Annotated in this window: 13 protein-coding genes; 1 reads left to right on the top strand and 12 read right to left on the bottom strand. The window is 53.7% G+C overall.

The window, feature by feature from the left end:
* The 10 genes from Q2B33_RS16455 to Q2B33_RS16410 all read right to left on the bottom strand — a co-directional run.
* On the bottom strand, positions 1-537 hold a 537-nt coding region (locus Q2B33_RS16455), incomplete at its 3' end, for an FAD-dependent oxidoreductase (RefSeq protein ID WP_300823052.1).
* A gap of 18 nt (positions 538-555) precedes the next feature.
* Positions 556-1,512, bottom strand: coding sequence for a helix-turn-helix domain-containing protein (locus Q2B33_RS16450; RefSeq protein WP_300570376.1), 957 nt, complete (start codon positions 1,510-1,512; stop codon positions 556-558).
* A gap of 128 nt (positions 1,513-1,640) precedes the next feature.
* Positions 1,641-3,365, bottom strand: coding sequence for an extracellular solute-binding protein (locus Q2B33_RS16445; RefSeq protein WP_300570373.1), 1,725 nt, complete (start codon positions 3,363-3,365; stop codon positions 1,641-1,643).
* 85 nt (positions 3,366-3,450) lie between these two features.
* Positions 3,451-4,344, bottom strand: coding sequence for a carbohydrate ABC transporter permease (locus tag Q2B33_RS16440; RefSeq protein WP_300570370.1), 894 nt, complete (start codon positions 4,342-4,344; stop codon positions 3,451-3,453).
* A gap of 33 nt (positions 4,345-4,377) precedes the next feature.
* Entirely contained in the window at positions 4,378-5,307 is a 930-nt protein-coding gene (locus Q2B33_RS16435) for a sugar ABC transporter permease (protein ID WP_296456252.1), read from the bottom strand.
* A gap of 309 nt (positions 5,308-5,616) precedes the next feature.
* On the bottom strand, positions 5,617-6,108 hold the full coding sequence (locus Q2B33_RS16430) for a pyridoxamine 5'-phosphate oxidase family protein (protein ID WP_300570366.1): 492 nt from the start codon (positions 6,106-6,108) through the stop codon (positions 5,617-5,619).
* Positions 6,109-6,190: 82 nt separating this feature from the next.
* The gene (locus Q2B33_RS16425; protein ID WP_300570362.1) at positions 6,191-7,219 is read right to left on the bottom strand and encodes a glycoside hydrolase family 18 protein; all 1,029 of its coding nucleotides are present in this window, start codon (positions 7,217-7,219) and stop codon (positions 6,191-6,193) included.
* A gap of 82 nt (positions 7,220-7,301) precedes the next feature.
* Positions 7,302-8,414: a YafY family protein gene (locus Q2B33_RS16420; protein WP_300570359.1), complete on the bottom strand. Its 1,113-nt coding sequence runs from the start codon at positions 8,412-8,414 to the stop codon at positions 7,302-7,304.
* A 239-nt stretch (positions 8,415-8,653) separates the two neighbouring features.
* Positions 8,654-9,433 carry an ATP/GTP-binding protein gene (locus tag Q2B33_RS16415; protein WP_300792017.1) on the bottom strand — a complete coding sequence of 260 codons (780 nt, stop codon included), beginning with the start codon at positions 9,431-9,433 and terminating at the stop codon, positions 8,654-8,656.
* An 83-nt stretch (positions 9,434-9,516) separates the two neighbouring features.
* The gene (locus tag Q2B33_RS16410; RefSeq protein ID WP_300570353.1) at positions 9,517-9,792 is read right to left on the bottom strand and encodes an AAA family ATPase; all 276 of its coding nucleotides are present in this window, start codon (positions 9,790-9,792) and stop codon (positions 9,517-9,519) included.
* A gap of 348 nt (positions 9,793-10,140) precedes the next feature.
* On the opposite strand from Q2B33_RS16410, the gene Q2B33_RS16405 reads away from it, so the two are divergent.
* Entirely contained in the window at positions 10,141-10,893 is a 753-nt protein-coding gene (locus Q2B33_RS16405) for a class I SAM-dependent methyltransferase (RefSeq protein ID WP_300570350.1), read from the top strand.
* A gap of 26 nt (positions 10,894-10,919) precedes the next feature.
* On the opposite strand, the gene Q2B33_RS16400 is transcribed toward Q2B33_RS16405, so the two are convergent.
* Together Q2B33_RS16400 and Q2B33_RS16395 are read right to left on the bottom strand one after the other, a co-directional pair.
* Positions 10,920-11,486: a methylated-DNA--[protein]-cysteine S-methyltransferase gene (locus Q2B33_RS16400; RefSeq protein ID WP_296478643.1), complete on the bottom strand. Its 567-nt coding sequence runs from the start codon at positions 11,484-11,486 to the stop codon at positions 10,920-10,922.
* A 129-nt stretch (positions 11,487-11,615) separates the two neighbouring features.
* On the bottom strand, positions 11,616-13,091 hold the full coding sequence (locus Q2B33_RS16395) for an alpha-L-fucosidase (RefSeq protein ID WP_300570345.1): 1,476 nt from the start codon (positions 13,089-13,091) through the stop codon (positions 11,616-11,618).
* Between the last annotated feature and the right edge of the window lie 128 nt (positions 13,092-13,219).

Genomic DNA, 13,219 nt, shown 5'->3' with positions numbered 1-13,219 from the left:
CTGGACGATTACGCCTTTCAGCGCCTTTCCCTCCAGAATCGCGTCGATTACAGGCATCTGGTACAGAATCTGTACCCCGGCTTCCTCCAATAGCTTCAAAGCCACATAGCGATAAGCATTTGGATTTACATACTGGTCGTTGAAAGCGTTCATCCAGGAATCCGGCCTGCTGTATGGGATATACGGCTCCAAATCAGCCTTCCGCAGCGCTGCGTCGATTCCCTCCTCTTCCATCAGCCTGTAGTCAATCTTCGAAAACAGTGGATCGGACTGTCCCTCCGCCACCGCCAGATTCAGGATTTCCCATGGAATCCCCCTAATCAATAATCTGCCGTCGATATCCAGGAAGCCGTCCAGCCCCCATGTATCGATTTCCGCCGCCTGTCCCCCGATCACGGCGTTCCGTTCCACCAGAAGCGTCCGCACTCCCAGCCGCGCGGCCGCCAGCGCGGCACAGATTCCGGGGAAGCCCCCGCCGACTACCAGGACGTCCACATCCGCCAGGTGCTTTGCATCATACTTGTTCTCCCGTTTCATATTGCGTTATCCTTTCTATCATTCTTCTTGAAGCGTTCCATTGTCCTGTTCCGATTTTCCGTCTTTCCCCGCCTGTTTTCGGTATATGCCGGGCGAGACAGACTCAAACCTCCGAAAATACCGATTGAAGCTGCTGGTCTCCGTGAACCCCAGCGATATGGAAATGTCCTTCTGGGTCATATCGGTTTCCCGCAGCAGACGGCGCGCCTCCCGTATCTTAATCTGATCGATCAGGCTTTTGAGCGTTATGCCCCTTTCCGCCAGCACGATTCGGTCAAGCTGGCGGACGCTCAGGTACATCTGCTCTGCCACCATCTGTTTTGTGATCATGGCGGAGATATTATCCTGTATAAAGCTTTCTATGCTCTCTATCCGTTTGCGCTGTAGTCCCTCCTCCGAAGCGTGCCTCTTCTCTTTGGGCAGGTTTTCCCGCACAATCTCGATGACCATCTGCGAGACCATGTTGAGCACCAGAGCCGTCCACCCGTATTTCTCCTCATAGGCCTCCAGAAAGACCCTGTTCATCAGCTCCAGATACCATCTGTTGGGCTTTGTCTTGATATACGGCCTGGCGTGAAGCTCCCTTACAATATAGAGGAAACGGCTGTCCTCCTCATCCTCCCCGGCATCCACGGGAAGGATCAGGGAGAACTTCATGCTGAACTTCTTTAGATTGTCGCTGCTTTTCAGGGCTGAATGCAGCGTGTTGGGCGCAAAAAGCACTACCTCGTCCTCATGGATCGAAACCGCCTTTTCCATAATCTGGTAAGTCTGCCATCCCACAATCGGCATATGCATCTCAAAGCATACATGCTGATGCATATAAGGCGTAAATGTCTGGTTCTGCCGCTCGGCCCTCTGATCGACGCAGCGGATATTCAGGATTTCAAGCGGCAGGAACAGATTCTTATCACGCATGACTATTGTATTCAGTTTGTACTCCGCACTCAGGTAATCAATATCATATTCATTCATACTCAATCTCATCAAGGCCCGCAATCCCCTGCACCACAGGCTTTTCCCTTTCAACCTGTTTCAGAGCCCACCTAGCCAGCACGTGAAGATGAAAAGGGGCGTCCCAGGACGCCCCCTTCGTTCAAGGATCATAAGCCTTCCATGGTCTCCTGGAATGCGGTTTCCGCCTCATTCAGGATATCTGCCCATTCCTGTGCTCCAAGGCCCTTTAATTCCTCTATGAATGCGTCATATTCCTCTATCGGCCGCTGGCCCATGACGAATTTCGAGAATTCCGTTATGGCCGTGTCCTGGACAGCCTGCTTGATCTCCTGAATGCGCGCATCCTGTTCTACCGTCATCGGCGGCAGAAGGGTCTTTTCCACAATCGTGCCGTCATTAAGCTGCTCCTCATAAAAATCATAGATATACTGCGCCGTCAGCTCATCCGGATTATTGCTGGAAGCCCGGAATACCTCTATCGTCAGGTTCATCCATGCCGGGCAGAAATACCCGTTATTGACCCCCATGTCCGAGGAAGCCTGATAATATCCGTCCTCCGCGTTGGCGTATTTCTCCAGGATTTCCGGCAGCCACTGAGGGTTCCCGTCATCGTCCAGATAGTAGGTCTCTCCCTCACGGCCATAGCCGAATGTAATCGCGCCCTCATCGCTGTAGCACCAGTCCAGGAACTTGATCAGCAGTACGGGATCCTCCACGTCCGCGCTGATATAGAAGGTGTCCGTATAATGGGTGGGCTGCTTATAATTGAAGACATTTCCGTCGTAATCTTCGAGCAGTTCCAGAGGGGCGAATCTGGCGTCCGGGTTCACGGCGCTGAGGGCCGTATTGATTCCGCTGGCGAAGGTGGGGTTATCGTACCAGAACAGATAGTTCCCGCTGCCCAGCTTCTCCTGCCAGCCGGCAGTATCCGTGGTCAGCCATTCCTCATCCAGGCCGCCCCGCTCCACCAGATCCTTCAGGAACAGCACCGCATCCTTGTATTTGTCCTCAATCATGCCCAGATGCCATGTACCCTCCTTGTCGGTGTAATGGGAGAAGGACGCGCCGAAGCTGTCCAGCCAACTGTAGTCGCTCTCGCCGATGATACGTCCGGAGCCCCTGGCCGCCCAGCCTTCCATATTGTATTTCTCAGTCAGGGTGACCAGCGTCTCCGCCAGCTCCTTCCATGTGGTGGGAACGGGAAGCCCTGCATCCTCCAGAAGGTCCATGCGTATGAAGGGCACGCATCCGGCCTCCAGATTCTGATCCACCCGCTTCTGAGGCAGAGAATAAATCTCCCCGTCCACCATGGTGCGGTACAGGTACGGGTTCTCGTCATAGTATGCCTTGATATTCGGCGCGTATTCATCGATCAGGTCGCTGAGCGCCAGGAGAGCGCCGTCCTCCACCATCTCGCGCTTGGTCATGTTAAAGGCGAAGAAGATGTCCGGCATATCGTTGGCCGCATACAGGGCGGTCATCTTCGTATTGTAGTCGGAGCCGGGGACTGCCGTGATGTCCAGGTCGATGCCTGTCCTCTCCAGAATCTGGCGGGTGGAGGCCACATTGTCCTGGACCGGAATCGCGCTGTTCTCGCCTCTCATGAATGTAATGGTCACCGGTTCCTCCGTCAGCAGGCTGCTCGCCGTTTCCCCGGACGCGCCTTGATTCTCTTCTTCACTTTCTGCTTCGCTTTCCCCGGAATTCTCCCCTTCCGGTTCCTCCGCGCTTTCCGCGCTGCTCTCCTGCGCCGTGCTTCCGGCATCCGATGACACATCGGAGGAGCCGCCGGCATCGCTGTTGCCACAGCCTGCCAATGTACCAGCCATCAAAGCCATTGTCATAAATAGTGCTACGATTTTTCTTTTCATAGTTCCCTCCATTTTCGTATTCTGTTCTATATCGCAAGACGTCATCTCAGTGAACCTCTATCCTCCTTTCCATGCCGTCTGTCGTTTAACCTTTCACTGCGCCGATCATCACGCCGGATTTGAAATACCGGCTGACAATCGGAAATACCACCAAAATCGGAATCATGGACAGTATGATGATCGCGTATTTCGCCCCTTCCTCAGACAGGAGCTCCGCCCCCACTTCCGAGGAGGAATTGTAGGAAGCCATGGCCATGCTCAGGGTCTCGCCGCTGAACACCACTCCTCTGACGAACATCTGGATCGGATACCGGCTCTTATCGTTTAAGTAGAGCAGCGCATTGAAGAACCCGTTCCAGTGTCCCACCGCGTAGAACAAAAGCAGTGTAAAGAAAATCGGCTTCGACAGCGGCAGGATAATCTTCCACAGAATCTGAATGTCATTCGCGCCGTCGATGTACGCCACCTCCGTCAGTTCCGCCGGAATCCCCTCGAAGAAGGTGCGCATGATGATCATGTTGTATACGCTGATGGCCCCCGGCAGAATCAATGCCCAGTAGGTATTGCCCAGCCCCAGATTCGTCACCAGCATATAGGACGGTATCATGCCTCCTGTGAAGAACATGGTGAACACTGCCATCCGCATGAAGAATGTCCGGCCCGGCAGGGTCTGCTTGGACAGAGGATAGGCGAACAGCGTGGTCATGATCAGATTGACCGCGGTTCCGCTGACAGTGATCACAATCGTGTTCCAGTAGCTCTTCAGGAAATCATTGTTCTTAAAGGCAGCCCTGTAAGCGCGAAGGGAAAATCCCTTGGGCAGGAAATTCACCTGGCCGGACATAATCGCCGCCCCGTCGCTGATGGAGACGATAAACATGTAGTAAAGCGGGAACAGTACCACCAGGCAGACCCCCGCCATCAGCAGCGCATTACATATCTGAAATACGCGATAGCCTCTTCCTTTGTTTATGTTCATTCTCATTCCTCCTTGTTCCGTTCTTACCGGCCTTTACCAAAGGCTGGTCTCTCCCAGCAGCTTGCACACCCGGTTGGCAACCAGTATCAGCACGAAATTCGTCACCGTGCTGAACATGTCCACCGCCGTGGAATAGCTGTACTGGCCCCCGCTGAGTCCCTGGCGGTAGACGAAGGTGGATATGATATCCGACACCTCGTAGGTCAGCGCATTCTGCAGCAGCAGAACCTTTTCAAAAGAAACGCTCATGATGTTTCCGATCGCCATGATCAGCATGATGGAAATCGTGGGCTTGATTGCCGGAAGCGTGACGTGTACGGTCTGCTGCCAGCGGTTCGCGCCGTCTATGACCGCCGCCTCATAGAGCTGCTCGTCCACATTGGTCAGTGCGGCGGAGTAGATGATCGCGCTCCATCCCATCTCCTGCCACAGATTCGAAATCCAGTACACCGGCCGGAACCATTTGGGATCCTGCATGAACAGGTGGCCGCTCCCGCCCAGCATGGCGATGATTTTGTTGATGATGCCGTCCTTGGCCAGGAATGTGGTCACCATGGAGGCCACTACCACCACCGACACGAAGTGGGGCAGATAGCTGATGTTCTGGATGAGCCTCTGACCCTTCTTCGACCTCACTTCATTGACCAGCAGCGCGAAGATGATCGGGATGGGGAATACGAACAGCACTTGGCCGATTCCCAGCAATATAGTGTTCTTGACCAGTATCCAGAAACCCGGATTCGTGAGATATTGCCTGAAATGCTTCAGGCCTACCCACTCGCTCCCCCAGATTCCCCTCCGTACCCGGAAATCCCGGAAGGATATCTGCAGTCCATAGATAGGGCCGAACTTAAAGATGATGAAATAGGCCACCGGCAGCACCATCATCAGGTAAAGCCATCGATTCCGGTAAATCTGATTCCACAGCTTCTTTCTGTCTCTCCTTGAATTTCCCAAACCCATACCGCTCATCTCCCTTTCCTTTGTCTCAAAATAGCCAAAATATTACCATGATTTTCTATTCCTTTTGTGGAAATTACAATAAAGATTATATCCTTTTCTCCGCCATATGTATATTTCTAATCAAGACATCTAAATTGACAATTTAAGCCATCGCCCCTGCCGGAACTTTTTCCCGCAAGCCTCCGCCTGGGCCGGGAAATTGGACAAATGGGCGCAGAAAAGGCCCCGAAGGAGCCATGTAAAAGCTCTCTCAGGGCCGTGTTCTTTACGCACGATTATTTATACTGCATATATAGGAGATAAATACCACTACTGTCTCGCCTTCAGCAGCTCAAGTCCTTCTTTTCCGCAGATATGTTCAATGGACATCTCCATCATGCACAGGGTCTCCCGGAACCTGTCGATTTCGCTCTGCCGTCCTGCTTCATCGCCGTCCGGATGGTATTTTATGGCCAGCGCCTCTACCGCCTCTTTGATTTCTGTCTCATCTTCCAGAATGCGGATCCTGCCAAAAACGATTACGCTCTTGTAGGCGGTCGTGTACTTCTCGGGAATGACCTCATCTTGGGCAATCACGCAGAAAGAGGCCTTCTCCTGCCTTTTGACCGCGTCTATCTTATGCCCGCTTTTCGCTCCGTGGAAGTATAGCTTGGAATCCCTGTACACATAGCTGATCGGGACAGCGTAAGGATAGCCCTCATCGCCGGACAGGGCCAGGACCCCCGATGTCCCTTTCATCAGGATGTCGATGCTTTCTTGGAGCGGCAGCTCCTGTCTTTTTCTGCGAAGTTCTCTGAACATGATTTTCCCTCCGTGCTTTCTGATTTTCGCCTTCCTTTGCATCGCTTTCGGTTTCTTATCTGCCACGCCCTCTCTGCCTGCTTTATGCCTGCGCGCGGAAAGCTTCATATATACAATTCAGCAATATGCCGTCAGGGTCGCAGCCGTATTCCCAGAACATGATTCCGCCCAGCTCTTTTTCCCTGACATAGTCCGCTTTGGCCCGAAGGCTTTCTCCATCGTCATAGCTGATGAAGCAGTCCCCGTTGAACAGATAGGGAGCTTTGCCGGCATCATCCCAATAGCGCCTGTACCCGTTCTTGTCTATATAGCTCTGGGCAAGCTCCCGGTATCCCGGACCTCCCATTCCCACCGTTCCGGCTTCCCGGCCCAGGCCGTCGCCGCCTCCCTTCACTCCTTTCCAGTGCCTTGCATAGAAAGGTACGCCCACAATCAGCTTCTCCGCCGGCACACCCGCCGCCATAAATGTTTTCACCGCCTTGTCCACGCATACGTCGAACAGATTAGCGGTCCCGGGATACAGGGAAGCATGATGCCCAGTCACTTTGACGAAGCCTCCCTGGAGGTCATAGGTCATCAGCTGTACATAGTCCAGATACCGCTGCACTTGTGCCATGTCCGTATGCAGGGTGAAATAGGTGTCCCCTCCGGCTGCGATGGTGAGCATCTTGCCGCTTCCCAGGGCATCCAGCTCCTGGCGCAATTTCGCCAGGAACAAGGTAAAGTTCTCCTTGTCCCGCATATCGGCCGCAATCCCCGCAAGGGCAAAGCAGGGATACTCCCAGTCGATGTCTATGCCGTCCAGCTTATGTGCCGCCACCAGTTCTGCCGCGCTCTTCGCAGCCTTTTCCCTGGAGCCCTCCGTCATGGCCGCCTGGGAGAAGCCGTCCGCGCTCCAGCCGCCGATGGAAAGAATGATCCTGATCTCCGGATGGATCCTGCGGATGCGCTCCAGATTCTCCTCTGTGCCCGCGCCATCCTCCCATACCGTTTCGTTCTCCCGGATGTGCCCGAAGGCAATGTTGATCACATCCAGCTTTCTGATGTCCTCCTCCCGCATTCTGCCCAAGTCCCTGGTTCCTACATAACCGATCACTTTCTTCTTATTCATGACTTCCAGTCTCCTTTCCTTGTTCCAGTCATTCTGCAAATAAGCCTGTCCTTTTGCCCATGATTCCCCATAAATTTTCTATTTACATCCCCTCGTCCGCATCGCGAAGCAGGGCCATGCCGTAACTCTCCCCCATCCGCCGGATTCTGGCCGCCAGCTCCTCCCGCACCCAGTCCGGCCCCAGCACTCTGGCGGATGGCCCGAAGGACAGAATCAGCCCATAGACCCAGTCGTCCACCAAGCAGCGCATCCGTATCTCGAAATCCCCCTGGGGCAGCACCGTGATTTCATCCTCCTCGAATCTGTCGTAGACCCGGTATGCCTCTTTCCTGTCTATACGGAAGACGATTTCCCCCTGTACACCTGGTTTGCCTGCTTCCATGGGCGATTCCGGCTCTCCCCTACAGACTGGGGCTTCTTCCGATTGTCCGGTTTCTATCGCTTTCCCTTCTTTTCCCGCTTCCTTGTCCCTTCCCGGTTCTCCTCTTTTCCCCAATGCCGGATTCTCCAGAGATTTCTCCATGGAATGCCCTTCTTCCATGGAATGCCCTTCTTCCATGGAATGCTCCTCTTCCACACGGTGCCGCGGCCCCAGTTCGAAGCTCTCCTCCAGCACCTCCACCCGCTTCATCCGCAGCACCTTAAAGAGCCGCATGGCCCCCCGGATTCGGCAGTAGGCCCTCACATACCAGGTATATTCCTTGAAAAGCAGCTGAATCGGCTCCACCTCCCGGCGCATCATGTCCCCGTGCTGTCCATAATAATCAAAGGCCATCACATGCCGCCCCAAGATGGCTTCCTTGATCTGCCCGTACAGCTCCCCCCGCCTGCCGCTCCAGTCGGAGAAGTCGATGGCCACCCAGTCCAGAGGCTCTGCCTTGAAGAAAGTCTCCAGCTTCTCCAGAATCCTTATGTCCTGAGAAGCCCCCGTCTCCCGCAGGCTGGCCAGGGCGGCCAGGATTCTGCCCTGCTCCTCTTTGGACAATAACCGTCTGTCCAGGACGAAATGCTCCATCAGGCGGATGCCGCCGCCCTTACCCCGATTGGCATAGACCGGAATCCCCGCCATGGACAGGCTGTCGATGTCCCGGTAGACGGTACGCGTGGACACCTCGAAACGCTCTGCCAGCTCCTCCGCCGTCACAGAGCCTTTGTTCATTAAGATATAGACCATTTCCAGCTGTCTGTTCACCATAGATATCCTTCACTCCTACGTTTGTCCTGTGATACACTCTCGGAATCTCCAAACCGCTTATCATGCGGCTTTCCAGGATTCTGGGTCAGCAGCCAGATGCCCTTGTCCTTATCTACCAATGTGGTTAGCTCCTCGCCTCCATCTTGCTCAAGCACTCTTTCAGAGAGGCCAAATTGGGATGGAACCAGTTGAAAGCGCCTGCGTCAGCGGCTTCTCCGACCTTCATAGAAACAAATTTGTCATTTACAGAAAAATAGCAAAATGGTTAAGCACAAATCCTCCCGTTTTCTTCTTGCGCGGCATAAGCGTACCTCCATTTCTGAATCCAGCGCTGTGCGGATCACATCAGAGGAAAAACGATATGCACGTGGGCCATTTTTTTCCCGAGCCAAACGGAAAAAGCAGAAGTCATCTTTCATATCAGCTTTTTCTATTCCCTCTACCGCGGCGGCAACACACTCATAGCTGTGCGTTGTGGCGATGACCTGGCAGTTGCTTTTTTGAGCAGCATGCGCAATGCACTCCCAAATCATGGGGTACATTGAGTAGTGGAATCCATTTTCAATCTCGTCAACTAGAAAAATAGAGCTTGGATTCTCCATAATAGACAGCATGATAATCAGCAACCTGTTCATGCCATCCCCTGCCAAACGTATGGGCAATAGTTTTCCTCCCATGTTGCCATATAGCTGTGTCTGCCCATTTGTAGTAATAGCGGTAATATCAGAAATAGCCGGATCCATTTTTTTGAGAATGCCCAGGATTTCACTTTTCCTTCCCTTCAGTTCAAGTTTTCCAAATAGCTCCACCGGCGAGTAAAAGGCCGCAATTTTGGAATTGATCATCTGTGTAAATGGCATGGCTACCTTTTGATTGTTGGGAATGCTGGTATTTATGTTTACCGCAATTCCATCAGGTGCCGCCACAAAGTGGCCGGTCTCCGTATAGGAAAGCTCCTTTTGCGTGAGCCGGAATCTCAAGGTATAGCCACTTTGCGCAGAAGACATAAACCGATTCATAACATCAGGCGTCATCCCCTTAAAATCCTGCAGCTGCGGCGAATAAGAATCCTCGCGATAATAGGTCAGCTCTGTATCGTGTTCTAGCCGCGCAAAAATCTGAACGGCTCATCTGCATTCATCTGATGAAACAAAGGCTTCCACAATATATCAAAGTCAGGAATGACCGGCAGGCTTCTGAAGTTACAGATCTTTTCAAAGCACATGGAATCACTGTGGTCAGCAAGCAGAAAAATGCCCTCCAAAACCGTGCTTTTCCCTGTATTATTTTTTCCGGAAAGCAGAGTAATTGGGGCTAAATCCGGCAGCTCCAGATGCTGAAAACCCCGAAAATTCCGAAAAGAAACGCTTTGAACCATAAAATCACCTCTCCGTTTATTTACGCAATCATGCGGAGTGTGGTTCCATTCGCATCCCGCAGTTCGGCAGGGATTTTGGACTCAATGTCATCCCCCTTATCGCGTACCCCTAGCTTTATGCGTTGTTAAAGCAAAATTATTATACCATAATTCTACTTGAATCACAAATAATTCTTTGTAGGGATTATCCGTAAAATTGTAGGGCATTCCACGGAATCAAGAGCATTCCACCTTCACCGGAACCGAAGCGTTTTGTTGACATCCGGTTCTTTCTTCTGTATAATCCCTCTCATAGGAAGCTTTTTCTTTCCTTATCATTGGATTGCTTTGAGCCAGGGAGATACTTACATGAATTATACGGAAATCAATGCAGAAACTATCGACAGATGGATAGAAGAGGGCTGGGAATGGGGCGTTCCCATCTCCCATGAGCAGTACGCCGCTGCCCTCCGGGGAGAGTGGGACATGGTGCTTACCCCCACTAAACCGGTGCCGAAGAGCTGGTATCCGGCCCTCTCCGGCGCGGACGTCCTGGGGCTGGCCTCCGGAGGCGGGCAGCAGATGCCCATCTTCGCCGCCCTGGGCGCGAACTGTACCGTGCTGGACAATTCTCCCCGCCAGATTGAGAGCGAGCTCATGGTAGCCAGGCGGGAAGGGTACCAGATCCAGGCCATCCGTGGGGACATGACCAAGCCCCTTCCCTTTGCGGACGCGTCCTTCGACCTGATTTTCCACCCGGTCTCCAACTGCTACATCGAGGACGTGATGCATGTCTGGCGGGAATGCCACCGCATCCTAAAGCCCGGCGGGCTCCTGATGGCAGGGCTGGACAATGGGGTGAATTTCCTCTTTGACGAGGATGAGAACGAGGGGGAGATCCGTTACTCCCTCCCCTTCAATCCGCTGAAGGACCAAAAGCTCATGGCACTCCTGGAGAAAAATGACGATGGGGTGCAGTTCTCCCATACCCTGGAGGAACAGATCCGCGGTCAGATCAAGGCGGGCTTCCAGCTGGTGGACCTGTATGAGGACACCAATGGCGAAGGGTTCCTCCATGAGCATGGGGTGCCCACCTTCTGGGCTACTCTGGCCAGGAAATAAGAGCCGCAGCAGCATAGCTGCGTCCGTCACAATGCCGTCCCCCTCTTTGGCATAAAAAGCGAAGATATATCCGCCTTCTCCATCGTAAGCAGCCGCAGCTTTTTCTCAATCCCGCCCGCATAGCCCGTAAGGCTGCCGCTTGTCCCCACCACTCTGTGGCAGGGAATGATCAGGGAGATGGCATTGTGTCCCACCGCGCCGCCCACTGCCTGGGCGGACATCTTCGCGGGCTCTTTTCGTGATGCCGCTTCCTGCGGCGCGCTTCCCCTGCGCATTGCCATAGTGTCCGCAATTTCGCCATATGTCATTGTCTGCCCGAAGGGGATGGTGAGCAGGATTTCCCATACGGCCCTGCGGAACGGGCTGGCCTCCATCTTCAGCGGCGGGGTGAAATCCGGGGCCCTGCCGCCAAAATAGATGTCCAGCCATCTCTTTACCTCTCCAAAAACAGGCAGTTCCCTTTCTTCAGGCTCCTCCGGCAGGCCGGCGCCGAAATACTTCTGACCGTCGAACCACAGTCCTGTAATCTCCCTGCCGTCGGAAGCGACCGTAATGCCTCCCAGAGGCGAAGCATACCGGTAAATATATATCATAATCCCATACCTCTCTTTACTATGGAAGCACTTCTGTCTGCCCTACGCCGGGATAAAAGGGGTGTTCCGGCGCCTGTAGGTGTCATCTGGATGCCGTATAATGGCCGCTATCATCCGATTTCCCTTCCTTTATTCCAGCTCCAGCTTAAAGACTACCGGCCCATCGCCCACGAAACCGCTCCTGATATGCAGCCCCTCCTGGTCTCTGCTCCACTGGGGTTTCTCCCCGCAGCCCAGGACTTCCACATCCCGGATGATCCCGTGGAAATTCGCCTGTCTGGAGGCATCCTGGATTCCCAGGGAGCGGATGCAGTATTCGCCGTCCCCGCTGCATTTCATGGCAATGGCGTACAGATATCCGTCTGCCGTGGTGAATCGGAAATCCCGGGACGTGAAGTTCTTTTTGATGCTGTCGGAGAATTGGCCGTCCACTACCTGCGTAGGCCCTTCCCCGTATCTGCGCCAGACCCGGGAACCATAAATCGCCTCGCCGTTGGTCTTCAGCCACGCTCCGATTTTCAGCAGGACGGCCTTATCCTCCTGCGTAATCGTGCCGTCGGGCTTCGGCCCTACGTTCAGCAGCAGACAGCCGTTTTTTGACACAATATCCACCAGGTCACAGATGATGTCCTCCGCCGGACGAAAATCGTTGTGCTCCGTATAGCCCCAGGAATTCAGGGCGATGGCGGTATCCGTCTGCCAGAAATATGGTTTGATGTCCGCGAACTGTCCCCGCTCCACATCCGGTACCGCAGTGCCGAACAGGAAAGCGTCATGCTTGTAATTGATTACTGCTTCGCTCCCCCACTGGGCTGCCCGGTTATAATAATATGCCGCAAACTTCCGCAGATAAGGGCGCACCGCGCTGTGCTGTATCCACCAGTCGAAGTAGACGATCTTCGGGCGATATTTGTCCACGATCTCGCAGCACCGCACCAGCCAATCCTGGAGGAACTCCTCTGTGGGCATGGGCTCGCTGTACAGGTCCTGGAGGCTCTCCGGCTCGGGCATGGCCGGCCAGTAGAAGTCCCCTCTCTCCATGGGTTCTCTGACATCACTGTCATATTCTCTGCCGTGGCCCATGAAGAACCAATGCTCCACCCGGTGGCTGGATGCGCCTATCTCCATGCCATTCTTCTTGCAGCTCTCCTCCAGCTGCCCCAGCACGTCCCGCTTTGGTCCCATTTCGGCGGCGTTCCAGTGGGAAATCTCGCTTTCGTACATCTGGAAGCCGTCGTGATGCTCCGCCACGGGCACGACATACCTGGCTCCGGCCTCCGCGAACAGCTCCGCCCAGGCGTCCGGATCGAACTTGTCCGCCGTGAACATGGGGATGAAATCCTTGTAACCGAAATCCTTGTGCCTCCCATAGGTCTCCACATGGTGCTTATACTCCGGGGAATCCTTCACGTACATATTCCGGGAATACCATTCGCTGCCGAAAGCGGGCACGCTGTAGATTCCCCAGTGGATGAAGATGCCGAACTTCGCGTTTTTGTACCATTCGGGCACGGTATACCGGGACAGGGATTCCCAGGTGTCCTGATAGGGGCCTCCCGCGATGACGTCTTCTATTGTATTCAGGTATTTTGTCATATCATACATGGCCGTTCTCCTTTTGCTGGCTTCAAATCACATAACTGCTTTTCTGCTGCTGACCGGCTTCCTGTGGCCCAGCTGCCATTTATACTGCTTAACGATTTCACTTGCCGTGAAACCAGACTGCATAACGC

The sequence above is a fragment of the uncultured Acetatifactor sp. genome, assembly GCF_948601915.1.
In the GTDB taxonomy this organism is placed as follows: Bacteria; Bacillota; Clostridia; order Lachnospirales; family Lachnospiraceae; genus Acetatifactor.
Note: the sequence above shows the minus strand (reverse complement) of the source record. Positions and strands in the feature narration are given on the sequence as shown.